The organism is Modestobacter sp. VKM Ac-2982 (genome assembly GCF_026967935.1).
Lineage (GTDB): Bacteria > Actinomycetota > Actinomycetes > Mycobacteriales > Geodermatophilaceae > Modestobacter.
Genome location: NZ_JAPVBL010000005.1, coordinates 311,951 through 327,163 on the forward strand (window position 1 = coordinate 311,951; position 15,213 = coordinate 327,163).

Genomic DNA, 15,213 nt, shown 5'->3' on the forward strand with positions numbered 1-15,213 from the left:
GAACTCCTGTCCGGTAGGTGGGACGCACCCGGACGCCGGCCGGTACCGAAGATCCACTCGGCTGCCGATGACCCCGTTCGAGGCGGGGATCTCTCCCGCCCGGGGAAGCGGGCCAGGGAGCACACGTGCGCAGGGGCATCAGGACGAAGGTGGTGGCACTGGCTGTGGCCAGCGTCACCGTGACCGCGGCGGCCATGCTGGGGGTGAGTGCCTGGCAGAGCGGCGAGTTCGCCGACGACGCCAAGGCCGACGTCCGCGAGATGGTCCAGCACAGCATCGAACAGACCGCCGACGGCGTGTACGACGTCGTCTCCAGCCAGGGCGACTCGATCGCCGCGGCCGTCGACAACGACCTGGAGGTCGCCGGCTACGTGCTCGAGCAGGCCGGCGGGTTCGGGCTCGGTCCGGCCACCCGCAACACCGTCGCCTGGGACGCCAAGAACCAGGTGACCGGAGAGGTCGTCCCCGTCGCGCTTCCCCGCGTCGAGGTCGGCGGGACGTGGCTGGGCAAGAACGCCGACGTCGCGGCGCCCACCCCGGTCGTGGACCAGGTGCAGGAGCTGGTCGGCGGCACCGCGACGGTCTTCCAGCGGATGAACCCCGCCGGGGACATGCTCCGCGTCGCGACGAACGTGGTCAGCGCCACCGGCGCCCGGGCGATCGGCACCTACATCCCCGCGACCGGCGCGGGCGGCGCACCCAGCCCCGTCGTGTCCGCCGTGCTGAGCGGGCAGACCTACCGCGGGACGGCGTTGGTCGTCGACTCCTGGTACGTCACCGCCTACGAGCCGCTGTTCGACGCCGGCGGTCAGGTCATCGGCATGCTCTACGTGGGTGTGAAGCAGGAGAACCTGCCCGCGCTGCGGGAGAGCCTGCAGACCACCGCTGCCGGTGCGAACGGCACGGTCTGGGCCCTCGGTGGCACCGGCGACCGGGCCGGCACCGTGCTGATCAGCAAGGACGGGCAGGCCGAGGGCACCTCCCTGCTCGAGGCGCAGGACGCCGACGGCGAGCCCTGGATCCAGGAGGTGGTGGCGGCCGCCGTCGGGCTGGAGCCGGGTGAGCAGGCCACGGTCCGGTACCGCGACCCCGAGACCGGCTCGCACACGGTGCAGGTCAGCTACTACGCGCCCTGGGACTGGGTGCTGGTGGTCGACGCGCAGGACAGCGACTTCGCCGCCGCCGTCGACCGGCTCGACGAGGGCCGTTCCGCGATGTTCAACGCGCTGGTGGTCTCCGCCGTGCTGGTCGGGCTGGCCGGGCTGGCGCTCGCCTGGTGGCTGGGCCGGCGGCTGACCGCGCCGCTGGACGCACTGCGGCAGCGGATGGCCGAGATCGCCGACGGCGAGGGCGACCTGACCCAACGGGTCGACGAATCGGCACAGGACGAGGTCGGCGAGCTCGCCGGCGCCTTCAACCGGTTCGTCGACAAGGTGGCCGGCACGATCCGGGACATCGGCTCCGCCGCCGAGTCGCTCGCGGTCTCCGCCTCCGGCGTGGCCCGGGTGGCCGACGGGCTGAGCGAGCGGGCCAGCCGCAGCCGGGACCAGGCCCGGCACGCCCACCAGGCGGCCGCGGACATCAGCTCCGGGGTCACCTCGGCGGCCGCCGGTGCCGAGCAGATGGGGTCGGCGATCCGGGAGATCGCCCGCAGCGCCAGCGACGCCAGCCACGTCGGGCAGGGCGCGGTCGAGCTGGCCGCCAGCACCGAGACGGCGATCGCGGCGCTGGGCGCCAGTTCGCGGGAGATCAGCGAGGTGGTCAAGGTCATCTCGGCGGTCGCCGAGCAGACCAACCTGCTGGCGCTCAACGCCACGATCGAAGCGGCTCGCGCGGGTGAGGCCGGCAAGGGCTTCGCCGTCGTCGCCACCGAGGTCAAGGAGCTGGCCCAGGAGTCCTCGCGGGCCAGCGAGGAGATCCACCAGCGGGTGCAGTCGATCCAGGCCGACACCAGCGCCGCGGTCGGCTCCATCAGTCAGATCGTCGCGGTCATCCGGGAGATGAACGACCACCAGACCACCATCGCCAGCGCGGTGGAGGAGCAGACGGCGGTCACCAACGAGCTGTCCCGCAGCGTCAACTCGGTGGCCGACGGGGCCAGCTCGGTGACCGACACGATGAACGACGTCACCACCGACGCCGACCGCACCGCCGCCGACGTCGACTCCGCCCGCGCCGCTGCCCGGGAGCTGGACCAGCTCTCCGGGGAGCTGAACCGGCTGATCAACGTCTTCACGGTCTGAAGGACCCCGCTGCCCCCCACCACACTCGCGAGCTCACGGTGGGACCGGGGCAGCGGGGCCTGAGGGCCGCCGGCGGTGATCTGCCGCCGGCGGCCCTCAGCCCGCCGGGCCCCGCTCCTGGCGCAGGTGCGGCCCCGGGTCGGCCGGTCCGCCGTCCTCCAGCCACTGCGCCATGGCGGCCGGGTCCCGGCGGAGGAGCTCGTCCAGGACGAGACCGCGGACCCGCACGAGGGCGGCCCGCTCCTGCGGGTCCGTCGTCGTCTGCAGGGGTGGGCCCGTGGCCCGCCACTCCCGGACGAGCGCCTCCGTGGGCAGCACGCCGACGAAGTCGCGCAACGCCGCCACCCGCCGCGGGTCCGACACCGAGAGCGGCGCGGAGTCCCAGTCGGCGATCCACATCCCGGCCACGGTGGCGGCCAGCAGGATCATCGCGATCACCAGCCATGCGCCCGACGGCCCCAGCAGCGCGACACCGCTGGAGAAGGGCACGGTCAGGGCCGCAGCGGCGAAGGCTCCCAGCACGGCCCGCCGCGCGCGCGGCTGCACCGGGAAGCCCGGGTTGACCAGACCGGCGACGACGGCGGCGAAGGCACCGATCAGCGGTGCCAGCAGCAGCATCCGCGGGACGGGGGTCACCACGGCCCCGGGCAGGGCGATCCCCACGAACAGGACGGCCAGCAGCAGTCGCAGCGCCCGGGCGACCCGGGTCCAGGTGGCGTCGCTGTCTCCGGGGTGCGTGGACACGGCAGCCTCCTCGGGCCACGGGCGAGGCCGGCCTCGGCCCCCGCCATCTGCTGACGATGGCCCGTCGGCCCGGGGGCCGCACCGGCTGGACCGGGCACCGTCCCGCCACCCCTGGTTGCCGGTTCCCGGCAACCGAGACCGTTGGGACCCTCAGTCGGCGACCAGTCGGCGCCGGGGCCAGCCGAGCATCCGGGCCCCGGTCACGGCCACCAGCAGCGGCAGGTGGTCGGCCGGGTCGCCGGCGTCGTGTCCGGTGAGCGTGTGCACCCGCTCGATCCGGTAGCTCACCGCCCGCACGCTCAGGTGCAGGTCCCGGGCGGTGGCCGCGGTGTTCCCGCCGGTGGCGAAGTAGGCAGCCAGCGTGCGCACCAGGGGCTCCGCCCCGCCGCGGGCGCCGACCAGCGGGCCGAGCACGGTCTGCACCAGGTCGGCCATGGCCGCCTCGTCGCGCAGCAGCACCCGGTAGACCAGCAGGTCGCGCGCGTGGACGACGGGCTGCGGCAGGTCCAGCCGGGCCGCGAGGTCCAGCGCGTCGAGTGCCTCCCGGTAGGAGTGCAACACCCCGCGTGGCCCCGCGTGCCGACGCCCGACCCCCACCCGCCACGAGGACCGGTGGGTCAGCCGCGCGACGGCCCGGCCGACCACCTCGGTCAGCTCCGGTGGGTCGATCGCGTCGGCCGCGCCGCCGTCGTCGGACGGCGAGGACAGCATGCACACCAGCCGCCCGTCCTTCGCGGCGACGAGCAGGCCCCGCCCGGCGGCACGGGCCCGGACCGCCGCCTCGACCGCACCGGCCACGTGCATGCCCGAGTCGATCGGTCGGTCGGTCGCGGCCACGAGGACCACGTGGGTCGCGGTCAGCGAGAGGCCGAACGGCTCGGCCCGTTCGACCAGCGACCCGACGTCGGACCCGCCGCTGAACAGGTCGTCGACGAACTCGCGCCGGTAGGCCTCCTCCCGGCGCACCACCTCGTGCTGGGCGTCGAGGTAGCCACTGGCCAGGGCGGCCAGCGCGGTGTCCGCAGCGCGCCAGACGGCCTCGCCGATGCCGACCAGCTCCGTCGGCCGCACCGGCCGCGACCGCACCTGCCCCAGCAGCGCGGGCAGCTCGGGCCACAGCCGCCGGGACGCCGTCATGTAGAGGTCGACCAGCGCCGGCAACGGCACCCCGGCCCGGGCCGCCTCCCCGCCCAGCCGGCAGCAGGACTCCTCCTCGGCGACGCTGAGCCGGCGACCGGTCCGCGCCACGGCCAGGACCGCCGGCAGGTAGCCGTCCAGCAGCCCCGCCGGCGCACCGTGCTCGCCGGCGGCCGCGCGGGCGATCCGGGCCAGCGCCTCGTCCGGCGTCGCTGCTGCCTCCACCCGGACCAGTGTCGCGCCCCGAGCAGGTCAGCGGGCCACCGCGCGACCTCCGGCCGCCTCGATCACCTGCCAACGGGTCAGGTTGTACCGGGCGTCCACCAGCGCGTCGTGCGTCCCCGCCGGCTTGGGCGGGAGAGCAGGCCGGCCGGCGTCGTCCCAGCGCTGGCGCAGTTCGCGGGTGAACCGCGGGATCGGTCGCGGCAACGCCGGCATCGCTCCCCAGAGCTGGGCCAGCGCGACGTGGTCGTAGGCGGCGAACCAGGCCCACAGCTCGATCTCCTCACCGGGGGCGGTGAGGAAGGACAGCAGGTCCTCCCGGATCCGCTCCCGGCTGCGCCACGCCTTGTCCGCCGGGGACGGCAGCTGGTCCAGGACGTTGCGGCGCACCCACGGGATCGCCCGGTCCGGGTCGAACTCGGTGCTGACGGCGTAGAACTCCCGGCCGGTCTCGTCGACCACGCCGATCGACACCAGGTCGATCGTGGTGCCGTCCTCGATGAACTCGGTGTCGTAGAAGTACCGCCGCACGCTCACCGGCACACCGTAGGCGTCGGCCCACCGACGTCGGCTCAGACCGGGGTGACCGGGGCCGCGGCCTCTTCCCCGCGCACCGCCGCGGCAGCGCGCTGCCGGCGGCGGTCCAGCCAGGTCATGACCGGCGTCGCGGCCATCCCGTGCACGATCACCGACACCAGGACGACGAGGACCGTCACCCGCCACAGCTGCTCGGCACCGGCGAACTCGGCCTGGCTCAGGCCGTAGGCGAGGTAGTAGAGCGACCCGATGCCGCGGACCCCGAAGAAGGAGATGGCGCTGCGCTCACGTGGGCCCGTCCGTCCGCGGAGCAGCCCCAGCCAGCCCGCCAGTGGCCGGACCACGAGCACCAGGACCACGGCCAGCCCGACCTCGGCTCCGCTCAGACCGGCCAGCGCCCCCCGGGCCACTGCGCCGCCCAGCAGGACGAGGACGACGACGGTCAGCAGGCGTTCCAGCTGCTCGACGTAGGTGTGCAGCACCTGGTGGTGGCCGTGCGCCCGTTCCGCGGCCCGGATCGTGCAGGCGCAGACGAAGACGGCGACGAAGCCGTAGCCCTCGATGAGCTCGGCGACGCCGTAGGCGAGGAAGACGATGGCGAGCGCGACGAACCCCTCGGCCCGTTCGACGAGCCCGGCTCGCCTCTGCCCGGCCGAGAAGAACATCGCACGCAAGGCCCAGCCCACCCCGACGCCCACGGCGACACCGGCGGCGATCCGCCAGACGACGTCGAACAGGAGCCACTCCCCCAGCCAGTTCGACGGCGCCGCACCCAGGGTGGCCATGGCGACCGCGGCGTAGGTGAACGGGAAGGCCAGCCCGTCGTTGAGGCCGGCTTCCGACGTCAGCGCGAAGCGCGCTTCGTCCTCGCTCTCCGCCTCACCGGTCGGCTCGTCCACCTGGACCTCGGTGGCGAGCACCGGGTCGGTGGGGGCCAGCGCAGCGGCCAGCAACACCGCAGCGGCCGCCCCCAGTCCCAGCAGCCAGCCGCCGAGCAGCGCCGTGGCCGCGACGGTCAGCGGCATGGTGATGCCGAGCAGTCGCCAGGTGGTCGACCAGCGCCGCCATCCCAGGCGCCGGTCCAGAGCGAGCCCGGCGCCCAGCAACGAGACGATCACGCAGGCCTCGGTGAGGTGGACGGCGATGAGCTCGTGCTCCAGCGGGTCCGGGGTGGGCAGCCGGTCGACGGCGGCGAAGACGGCGACCCCGATGGCCACGACCACCATCGGCAGCGAGATCGGCAGCCGGCGGAGCAACCGGGGCAGCAGGGCGGTGAGCAGGGCCGCCGCCCCGGCGACGGCGTAGGCCAGGCCGGTGGGGTCCATCCCCGGTCAGCGGGCGGTCGGGCGCCGCAGCGCCGAGGCATCGGAGCAGGAGCACATCGGGTTGCTCTTCCCGGGTCGGCGTCCGGCGACACCACCGGACGGGTCGAGCCGGACGCGCTGGCCCGGTCGACCTCCCGCGGCTGATGGCCTCGGTGCGGTGCTCAGCCGGCGAGTGAGCTCGGCAGCCGGTCGGCGGCCTCGTGCGGCGGGGGCTGCAGCCGGGACACGGCCTCGGTGGCGGTGATGCCGGTGGTGTCCATCGACTTCTTCACCTTGGCGCCGTAGAGGTCGACGTACTCCTGGCCGGAGAGCTCCATGATCTCGTACATGATCTCGTCGGTGATCGACCGCTCGACGAAGCGGTCGCCGGAGAGACCGTCGTAGCGGGAGAAGTCCAGCGGCTCACCGAACCGCACGACGACCCGCAGCAGGTGCTTGCTGAGCCGGCGGCCCAGCCTGCCCGGCAGGGGCACCGAGCGCGGCTCGTAGACCATCGCGACCGGGACCACGGGCGCGCCGGTCTCCAGGCTCATCCGGGCGATGCCGGTCTTCCCCCGGAAGAGCCGGCCGTCGGGCGACCGGGTGCCCTCCGGGTAGATCCCGAGCAGCCGGCCCCGGCTGAGGATGCGGATGCCGGTGCGGATCGCGTCCTCGGCCGCGGATGCGTTGGTCCGGTCGATCGGCACCTGGCCGCTGCCGCCGAAGAACAGCCGCTGCGCGGCCCCCTTGGGCCCGGTGCCGGTGAAGTACTCGGCCTTGGCCAGGAAGGTGACCCGCCGGCGCAGGGACAGCGGCATGAAGATCCAGTCCGCCGCGGACAGGTGGTTGCTGGCGATGATCGCCGCACCGGTCGCCGGCACGCGCTCGACACCTTCGACGCGCGGCCGGAACACGAGCTTGACGATCGGCCCGACGGCCACGAACTTGAGGAACCAGTAGAACAACGCGCCTCCCTCAGCGACTGTCAGACTAAGGAGGCGCACAACACCCCCACAATCCCAGCCGCCGCCGCACGGCCACTCACCGCCCCGGAGGACCGATGCCGCAGGTCGCACCGCAGGCCGGGCCGCTGATGCCCGGCGCCGACCCGTTCGACCTGCCGGGCGGAGCGGTCGGGGTGCTGCTGTGCCACGGGTTCACCAGCACCCCGCAGAGCCTGCGCCTCTGGGGCGAGCACCTGGCGGCCGCCGGCTTCACCGTGCGCTGCCCGCTGCTGCCCGGCCACGGCACCCGCTGGCAGGACGCCAACGCCAGCACCGAGGAGGACTGGTACCAGGAGCTGTCCGCGGCGCTGGACGACCTGCGCGCCCGGTGCGGCTGGGTGGTGGTGGCCGGCCTGTCGATGGGCGGCGCCCTGGCGCTGCGGCTGGCCCAGCGGCGTCCGGACGACGTCGCCGCCCTGGTGCTGGTCAACCCCTCGCTGCTCACCGAACGGCGCGACGCCCGGCTGCTCCCGCTGCTGGCCCGGCTCACCCCGGCCTGGGCGCCGGTCGCCGGCGACATCAAGAAGCCGGGCTCGGTCGAGCTGGCCTACCCGCGGCTGCCCACCCGGGCCGCGCTGGGACTCCGTCGGCTGTGGACCGCCGTCCGCGCCGACCTGGGCGCCGTGCGGGCTCCGCTGCTGGTGTTCCGCAGCGTCACCGACCACGTCGTGGAACCCGCCTCCACCCGGGTGCTGCTGGCCGGCGTCGGCAGCACCGACACCACCGAGGTGCTGCTGCACGAGAGCTGGCACGTGGCCACCCTGGACAACGACGCGACGATGCTCTTCGCCCGGTCCGTCGAGTGGATCCGGGAGCGCGTGCCCGCCGCCCGGGAGCGCAGCTCGTGACGCTCCCCCGCGGTCCGGGCCGCGGCCGGGGCCGTCGGGACAACGGGCTGGACGCGACGCTGTGGCACCCGCTGCGCGACGTCGACCCGCGGGTGGGTGAGCACCTGCTCGACCTGCTGGCCGCGGCGGGGATCGCCGCCTACCTCGAGCCGGCCACCGACGTGCAGCCCTACACCCGCAGCGTCTCCTTCCCCAGCCCGCCCTCGGACCGGTTGTTCGTCGACCGGGCGCGGCGCACCGAGGCCGCCGGCGTCGTCGACCCGCACACCGACGAGCCGGCCGCACCCCGCCCGATGCCGCCCCGGTCGGAGCGGGCCACCGACGAGGACGCCGAGTTCGCCCGGATCGTCGCCGCGTTCGAGGCCGAACACGGCCGCAACGTCGTGGCCGCCGAACCACGCGACGACCCGCCCCCGCCGCCGGCCGAGCGGTCGGTGCTGGAGGCCTTCGACGACCACTACGAGCCGCCCCCGCCCCCGCCACTGCCGGTGCTCGCGCCGGCCTCGCTGTACGCGCTCCTGCTGATCGCCGTCGGTGCCGTGCTCCTCGTCGCCCCGACCCGGGTCGGCCTGTCGCTGGACCTGGGCCTGGTGCTCGGGGTGGCCGCGGTGGTCGGCGGCGTCGGGGTGCTGGTGTCCCGGATGCGCGACCGCGACGACCGCGACGGGGACGACGGCGCGGTCGTCTGAGGGGGCACCCCGCGCGCCCGTTCCTCGCGAGCTCCCGGCGGACACCGCTCGAGCCGATAGCGTCACGGGGATGAGCTCCCCCTCCTCGACGCACTCCGCCGTCGTCACCCTGACCGGTCACCTGATGGACACCGGGATCCTCGCCCGGGTGCTCGACGACGTCCTCGAGTACGGCGGTGACTACCGGATCGACCGCCTGGACCTGGGCCGGCAGCACCAGGACGAGTCCCGGGCGCTGGTCGAGGTCAGCGCGAGCGAGCCCGAGCTGCTGGACCGGATCCTGATGCGGGTGCAGGTCCACGGGGCCAACGCCGTCGACCCCGGGACGGCGACGACCCGGCCCGCCCCCTCCGACGGCGTCTTCCCAGAGGACTTCTACTCGACCACCAACCTGGAGACCCTGGTCCGGCTGGACCGGGACTGGCTGCGGGTGCAGCAGCCGGAGATGGACTGCGGTCTGGTCGTCACCGACGGACCGGTCGTGCGCACCGTTCCGGTCAGCGACGTCCGGGCCGGGGACGCCGTGGTCTGCGGCGCCCACGGCGTGCGGGTGGAGCTGCCGCCACAGGCCCCCCGCGGCGACGAGGACGACTTCGGGTTCATGTCCTCCTCGGTCTCCAGCGAGAAGCCCCAGGCGCTCCTGGTGCGCCAGATCGCCGAGCGGATGCGGGAGGTCAAGGCCGCCGGGAAGCGGGTGCTGTGGGTCGGCGGCCCGGCCGTGGTCCACACCGGTGCCGCGCCCGCGATGGTCCGGCTGGTGCAGGCCGGCTACGTCGACGTGCTCTTCGCCGGGAACGCGCTCGCGACCCACGACATCGAGTCCTCGCTCTTCGGGACCTCGCTCGGGGTCGACCTGGCCAAGGGCTCCGGCGTGCCGCACGGCCACGAGCACCACATCCGGGCGATCAACACCATCCGGGCAGCCGGGTCGATCGCCGCGGCGGTGGAGACCGGCGTCCTCACCGGCGGGGTCATGCACGCGATGGTGCAGGCCGGCAAGCCGTTCGTGCTGGTCGGGTCGGTGCGCGACGACGGCCCGCTGCCCGACGTCATCACCGACGTCATCGACGGTCAGCGGGCGATGCGCGCCGAGCTGCCCGACGTCGGCTTCGCGATCATGGTCGCCACGATGCTGCACTCGATCGCCACCGGGAACATCCTCCCGGCGTCGGTGCCGCTGGTGTGCGTGGACATCAACCCGGCGACGGTGACCAAGCTGGCCGACCGGGGCAGCGCCCAGGCGATGGGCATCGTCACCGACATCGGCCTGTTCCTGGAGCAGCTGGCCCGCGAGCTCGCCCCCGAGTGAGCACCCGGCAGCGGGGCCGCCGGCCCCGCTGCCGTCCTCGCCGTCGGCCCTGCTGCTGCTCCTCGCCGTCAGACCTGCTGCTGGTCCTCGCCGTCGGCCACGGAGCGGCGGACCAGGTCGGCGGCGCCGACCATCCCGGCCTGCGCACCCAGCTCGGCGGCCACCACCCGCGGCCCCGGCCGGAACCCACGACCGGGCAAGGCCCGCTCCAGGCGCTCCCGGGCCGGCGCCAGCACCGTCTCGCCCAGCACGCTCACCCCGCCGCCGATCACCACCACGTCCGGGTCGAGGATCGCCGAGAGGTCGGCGATCCCCTGCCCCAGCCAGGTGCCGACCTCGCACAGCAGCTCGATCGCCAGCGGGTCACCGTCGGCCGCGGCCTGCGCCACCACCTCACCGGTGATCCGCGCGGCGTTGCCGTCCACCCGGTCGAGCAGGTCGGCCGCGGCCGCCGGGGAGTTGTCGGCCACCTCCCGCGCGGTGTGGCCCAGCGCGTTCCCGCTGGCGTACTGCTCCCAGCACCCGCGGTTGCCGCAGGCGCACAGCCGGCCGTCGGGAACCACGCGCATGTGGCCCCACTCGCCGGCAACGCCGTGCGAGCCCCGCTGCAGCCGGCCGTCGACGACGATGCCGCCGCCGATCCCGGTGCCCAGGGTGATCATCAGCATCAGGCTGCTACCGCGGGCCGCGCCGTAGCGGTACTCGGCCCAGGCCGCCGCGTCGGCGTCGTTGCCGACCCAGAGCGGGCGCTGCAGCCGGTCGGCGAGGTCCTTGCGCAGCGCCTGGTTGCGCCAGGCCAGGTGCGGGCTGAACAGCACGGTGTCCCCGGTGCGGTCGAACCAGCCGGCGGCGCCGACGCCCACGCCGACCAGCGGGTCGCCGTGTCGCTGCGCCAGCTCGTCGACCACCGCGCAGATCGCGTCCTCGGTGGCGGTCACCGACTTGCCCGGGGTGGCCCGGCGGGCGGTGTCCAGGATCGTGCCGTCGGGTGCGACGACGCCGCCGGCCACCTTGGTGCCGCCGATGTCGATGCCCAGCGCGGGCAGCTGCGCGGCCCGGCCGGTCGCGGTCGGGCCGTGGCTCTGCAGGTCGGGGACGGTCATGCGACGTCGATCCGCTGGACAGGGGCGGGGGCCGGGTGGGTCACGGTCTCCTCGGAAGGGGCTCGTGCGTCCGCGGCGCGGACGTCAGGGGCAGGGTCCTCGGACGCGGCAGCGCTGCCGTCCGGGTTCTGGTCGGCCGCGTGGGCGCAGTTCTGCTGGGCCGCTTGGGCGCGGAGGGCGGTCGCTGCGCTGGCGAGCACGTCGGCCAGCGCCTCGACCAGGTCGGGACGGCGTCCGCGCAGCGCTGCCAGACCGGCGCAGACCGGGCACCAGCGGCAGTCCTCCGCCGTCGGGGGCGGCGTGGCCGCACCGTCGTCCTCGGGTCGGTGGGCCGGGTCGGGCCGCGGGGCAGGGGTGCCGAGCAGACCGCCCAGCACGTCGGTCAACCGCGCGCCGGGCGCGTGTTCGGCCGCCAGCCCGGCAGCCAGCCGGCGGGCCTGCTCGACCCAGTCGGGGCCGGGCGCGGTCACGTCCCGCTCCCCTCGGCCGGCGCACCCGCCGCGGCACCGGCGGCCAGCAGCCCGGCCGGCCACTGCTCCGGGTCGGGGACGAAGCGGACCTCCAGCACCGCGCGGGCCGTGCCCGGCTCGGTCAGCGACCCGCCGGAGATCGTGCACCGGCGCACCAGGGCGTCCAGCGCGAGCGACCGGCGTGCCCCGGCGGCGGTGACCACCAGGTCGTCGGCCCAGCGGGTGAGCTCGACCTCGCCACGGCGGGCGAAGGGCAGCGGCACGTCCAGCAGCCACTCGCCGTCCACCCGGCGGGGCGCGGCCTGCGCCAGCGGCTGCAGTGCGGTCTCGGGCACCGCGGCGTCCAGCGCGAGCAGGTCGGCGACGGTGGTCGGCGCGACGGCGGCCTCGGCGACCTCCTGCACCGGGTCCAGCAGCGCGCGCACCGAGCGCACCGACTGCTCCTGCACCGCGGCCCGCTGCTGCCACCACTCCCCCGGCCCGGCCGGCAGCAGCCGGGCGACGGTGACCGAGGCGATCCGCTGCCCGAGGACGCCCAGCGCGGTCGCCGTGTGCTGGAGGTGGTCGGCGGCCGCTGCGTCGGGGCGCAGCACCAGGTGGACGGCGGTGCGGGCCGGGTCGGCCAACGGCACGGCGTCCAGCAGCTCCTCCGTCGCGGCGGCACCGGCGAGCAATCCGGCGGTGACGCCGGCGCGGCCTGCGGTGGCGGCCGCCCGCAGCGTGGCGAGCACCCGGAGCCGGGTGGGCGCGGCCTGCGCCAGCCACCACCGCAGCGCCCCCGGGAGGCCGACCAGCGCCGTCGCCGCCACCGTCGGACCGGGGTCCAGCACGACGACGTCGACGTCCTCGGCGCGGAGGTGCCCGGCCAGGGCGGTGAGCAACGCGAACTCCGCGACGCCGGGCAGTGGGACGACCGAGGTCGCCGGTGGCACGGTGAGCAGGGGCAGCGCCCCGGACAGCTGCCCGGCGTGCCGGGCCCACAGCTCCTCCAGCGCAGGCTGCGGCGCGGCGACGTCGACGGTCACCCGGTCGGGGAGGTCGGCGATCCCGGCCGGCTGACCGGTGAGCAGCACGCACCGGGAGCCGGCCGCGGCGAGCCGAGCGGCGGTGGCCGCGGCGACGGTGGAGCTGCCGGCGCCACCGGGGCCGGTGACGAGGAGGACCTGCACGGCGCCCATCAGCCCTCGACGCGCTTCTTGAGCTCCTTGAGCGCGGTGTCGAGGATGACCTTCTCGGCCTTGCGCTTGATCATCCCGAGCATCGGGATCGACAGGTCGATGGTGATCGAGTACGTGACGGTGGTGCGGCCACCGGACTCGGCCAGGGAGTAGGAGCCGTCCTGCTGCTTCTGCATCTGACCCTGCACCAGGGTCCAGTCGACGCGGCGGTCGTCGTCCCAGGTGTAGTCCAGGACGTAGTCGTCCTGGACCGCACCGGCGTCGAGCACGAAGTGCACCCGGCGGGCCCGGCCGTCCGCCCCGGTCTCCAGCACCTCCACCTGCTTGGCTGCCGACACCCACGACGGGTAGGCCGGGAAGTCGGCGATCACGGCCATGACCTCGGCCGCAGGCGCGTCGACGACGATCGACTGGGTGGACTGGTCAGCCATGGGGCGGAGGGTAGTCGCTGCCCACCTCCGACCCGGCCTCCTCCCGGGCCACCTGCCCCGTCCGGGGCCGCTCGGCTACTGCGCGGTGGCCGAGCGGACTAGATTGGGTGCCGGACCCTGGTCCGGAGCGGCGGGGCGACGGAGCCCCCGACCGGCCAGGACAGAGAGGACGGCGTGCGCGAACTGAGCGTTCCCCCCACCGCCAGCGTGGGACCCGAAGACGCCCTGACGGACATGGTCGCCACCAACGCGGCCGAGCACCCCGACGAGGTCGGGCTGCGCCGCCAACAGGCCGGTCAGTGGGTCGACGTCACCTACGCGGAGTTCGCCGCCGAGGTCTCCGGTGTCGCCAAGGGGCTGATCGCCGGTGGCGTGCAGGCCGGCGACCGGGTCGGGCTGATGGCCCGGACCCGCTACGAGTGGACCGTCCTGGACTACGCGATCTGGACCGCCGGCGCCGTCGTCGTCCCGATGTACGAGACCTCCAGCGCCGACCAGGTGGCCTGGATCCTCTCCGACTCCAGCGCTCGCGCGGTCGTGGTGGAGAGCGCCGAGCACGCCGCGACCGTCGAGTCCGTGCGCTCCGAGTCCCCCGAGCTGGGCCCGGTCTGGGTGATCGACGACGGCGGGCTGGACACCCTGACCGCCGCCGGCGCCGACGTGCCCGACAGCGAGCTGACCGCCCGCCGGGCCACCCTCTCCGCCGACAGCCTGGCCACGCTGATCTACACCAGCGGCACCACCGGCCGGCCCAAGGGCTGCGAGCTCACCCACGCCAACTTCCTGTTCGAGATCCGCAACGGCATGACCCTGCTCAGCCGGTTCATGAACGCCGACGGGTCGCTGCTGCTGTTCATCCCGCTGGCGCACGTGCTGGCCCGCGTCCTGCAGGTGGGCGCGCTCAACACCCGCACGGTCATCGGACACACCCCCGACCTCAAGGACCTGGTCGGGGACCTCGGCCGGTTCCAGCCCACGTTCGTGCTGGCCGTGCCCCGGGTCTTCGAGAAGGTGTTCAACGGCGCCAAGGCCAAGGCCGAGGGCGACGGCAAGGGCAAGGTCTTCGACCGGGCCGCCCAGGTGGCCGTCGACTGGTCGCGGGCACAGGACACCGGCGGCCCGGGACTGGCCCTGCGGGTGCAGCACGCGCTGTTCGACCGGCTGGTCTACGGCAAGCTGCGGGCGGCCCTCGGCGGACGCTGCGCCGGCGCCATCTCCGGCGGCGCCCCGCTGGGCGAGAGACTCGGCCACTTCTTCCGGGGCATCGGCGTGACGATCTTCGAGGGCTACGGCCTGACCGAGACCACCGCCGCCGCCGCGGTCAACCACGACGCGGCGCTGCGCATCGGCACCGTCGGGCGCCCGCTGCCCGGGGTCGACGCGGCGATCGCCGACGACGGCGAGGTGCTGCTGCGCGGCGGGATCGTCATGCGCGGCTACTGGAAGAACGAGAAGGCCACCGCGGAGGCCATCGACGCCGACGGCTGGTTCCACACCGGCGACCTCGGTGAGCTCGACGCCCAGGGCTTCCTCAAGATCACCGGGCGGAAGAAGGAGATCCTGGTGACCGCGGGCGGCAAGAACGTCGCCCCCGCCGTGCTCGAGGACAGGCTGCGGGCGCACAAGCTGGTCAGCCAGTGCGTCGTCGTGGGCGACCAGCGGCCCTTCATCGCCGCCCTGGTCACGCTGGACGCCGAGGCCCTGCCCGCGTGGCTGAAGGCCCAGGGCAAGGACGCCTCGCTCACGCCCGAGCAGCTGCGCGACGACCCCGAGCTGCTGGCCGAGCTGGACACTGCGGTCGCCGAGGCGAACAAGGCCGTCTCGCAGGCCGAGGCGATCAAGAAGTTCCGGGTGCTCGGCGACGACTTCACCGAGGACAACGGCACCCTCACCCCGAGCCTGAAGCTCAAGCGGGCCGTGGTGATGAAGGAGTTCGGCGCCGAGGTCGAGGCCCTCTACGCCCGGTAGCACCTGGCAGCCGGCCTGTTCGGCCC

Annotated in this window: 14 protein-coding genes; 5 read left to right on the top strand and 9 right to left on the bottom strand. The window is 74.7% G+C overall.

Translation table 11 applies throughout. The annotated features are described in order from the left end of the window. The first annotated feature begins 152 nt into the window (after positions 1 to 152). Complete coding sequence (locus O2W20_RS18885; RefSeq protein WP_269171639.1) at positions 153 to 2,243, top strand: methyl-accepting chemotaxis protein; 2,091 nt, start codon at positions 153 to 155, stop codon at positions 2,241 to 2,243. Between the two features lie 96 nt (positions 2,244 to 2,339). Here O2W20_RS18885 and O2W20_RS18890 read toward each other — a convergent pair whose 3' ends face one another. The 5 genes from O2W20_RS18890 to O2W20_RS18910 all read right to left on the bottom strand — a co-directional run bounded on the left by O2W20_RS18890 (position 2,340) and on the right by O2W20_RS18910 (position 7,152). Further along, complete coding sequence (locus O2W20_RS18890) at positions 2,340 to 2,987, bottom strand: hypothetical protein (RefSeq protein WP_269171638.1); 648 nt, start codon at positions 2,985 to 2,987, stop codon at positions 2,340 to 2,342. 150 nt (positions 2,988 to 3,137) lie between these two features. Continuing rightward, on the bottom strand, positions 3,138 to 4,349 hold the full coding sequence (locus O2W20_RS18895; protein WP_269171637.1) for a PucR family transcriptional regulator: 1,212 nt from the start codon (positions 4,347 to 4,349) through the stop codon (positions 3,138 to 3,140). Between the two features lie 27 nt (positions 4,350 to 4,376). Next, complete coding sequence (locus O2W20_RS18900; protein ID WP_269171636.1) at positions 4,377 to 4,883, bottom strand: polyadenylate-specific 3'-exoribonuclease AS; 507 nt, start codon at positions 4,881 to 4,883, stop codon at positions 4,377 to 4,379. Between the two features lie 35 nt (positions 4,884 to 4,918). After that, entirely contained in the window at positions 4,919 to 6,208 is a 1,290-nt protein-coding gene (locus O2W20_RS18905) for a cation:proton antiporter domain-containing protein (protein WP_269171635.1), read from the bottom strand. 161 nt (positions 6,209 to 6,369) lie between these two features. Continuing rightward, positions 6,370 to 7,152, bottom strand: a complete 783-nt coding sequence (locus tag O2W20_RS18910) for a lysophospholipid acyltransferase family protein (RefSeq protein ID WP_269171634.1) — start codon at positions 7,150 to 7,152, stop codon at positions 6,370 to 6,372. Between the two features lie 95 nt (positions 7,153 to 7,247). On the opposite strand from O2W20_RS18910, the gene O2W20_RS18915 reads away from it, so the two are divergent. The 3 genes from O2W20_RS18915 (at position 7,248) to O2W20_RS18925 (ending at position 10,037) form a co-directional block, all read left to right on the top strand. After that, on the top strand, positions 7,248 to 8,039 hold the full coding sequence (locus tag O2W20_RS18915) for an alpha/beta hydrolase (RefSeq protein ID WP_269171633.1): 792 nt from the start codon (positions 7,248 to 7,250) through the stop codon (positions 8,037 to 8,039). Then, positions 8,036 to 8,728 carry a hypothetical protein gene (locus O2W20_RS18920; protein ID WP_269171632.1) on the top strand — a complete coding sequence of 231 codons (693 nt, stop codon included), beginning with the start codon at positions 8,036 to 8,038 and terminating at the stop codon, positions 8,726 to 8,728. Before O2W20_RS18915 ends, O2W20_RS18920 begins: the two co-directional genes overlap by 4 nt. 70 nt (positions 8,729 to 8,798) lie before the next feature. Further along, complete coding sequence (locus O2W20_RS18925; RefSeq protein ID WP_269171631.1) at positions 8,799 to 10,037, top strand: ornithine cyclodeaminase; 1,239 nt, start codon at positions 8,799 to 8,801, stop codon at positions 10,035 to 10,037. Between the two features lie 68 nt (positions 10,038 to 10,105). Here the strand turns inward: O2W20_RS18925 and O2W20_RS18930 are convergent, their stop codons facing one another. From O2W20_RS18930 to O2W20_RS18945, 4 genes are read right to left on the bottom strand one after another with little or no spacing between them, the layout of a single operon-like run. Then, entirely contained in the window at positions 10,106 to 11,140 is a 1,035-nt protein-coding gene (locus O2W20_RS18930) for an ROK family glucokinase (protein ID WP_269171630.1), read from the bottom strand. Then, complete coding sequence (locus O2W20_RS18935; protein WP_269171629.1) at positions 11,137 to 11,610, bottom strand: hypothetical protein; 474 nt, start codon at positions 11,608 to 11,610, stop codon at positions 11,137 to 11,139. The genes O2W20_RS18930 and O2W20_RS18935 overlap by 4 nt, the downstream gene beginning before the upstream one ends. Further along, positions 11,607 to 12,788 carry an ArsA family ATPase gene (locus tag O2W20_RS18940; RefSeq protein ID WP_269171628.1) on the bottom strand — a complete coding sequence of 394 codons (1,182 nt, stop codon included), beginning with the start codon at positions 12,786 to 12,788 and terminating at the stop codon, positions 11,607 to 11,609. Before O2W20_RS18940 ends, O2W20_RS18935 begins: the two co-directional genes overlap by 4 nt. After that, positions 12,788 to 13,219 carry an SRPBCC family protein gene (locus O2W20_RS18945; RefSeq protein WP_269171627.1) on the bottom strand — a complete coding sequence of 144 codons (432 nt, stop codon included), beginning with the start codon at positions 13,217 to 13,219 and terminating at the stop codon, positions 12,788 to 12,790. The genes O2W20_RS18940 and O2W20_RS18945 overlap by 1 nt, the downstream gene beginning before the upstream one ends. A 234-nt stretch (positions 13,220 to 13,453) precedes the next feature. On the opposite strand from O2W20_RS18945, the gene O2W20_RS18950 reads away from it, so the two are divergent. Further along, entirely contained in the window at positions 13,454 to 15,187 is a 1,734-nt protein-coding gene (locus O2W20_RS18950; RefSeq protein ID WP_269171626.1) for an AMP-dependent synthetase/ligase, read from the top strand. Positions 15,188 to 15,213 lie beyond the last annotated feature (26 nt).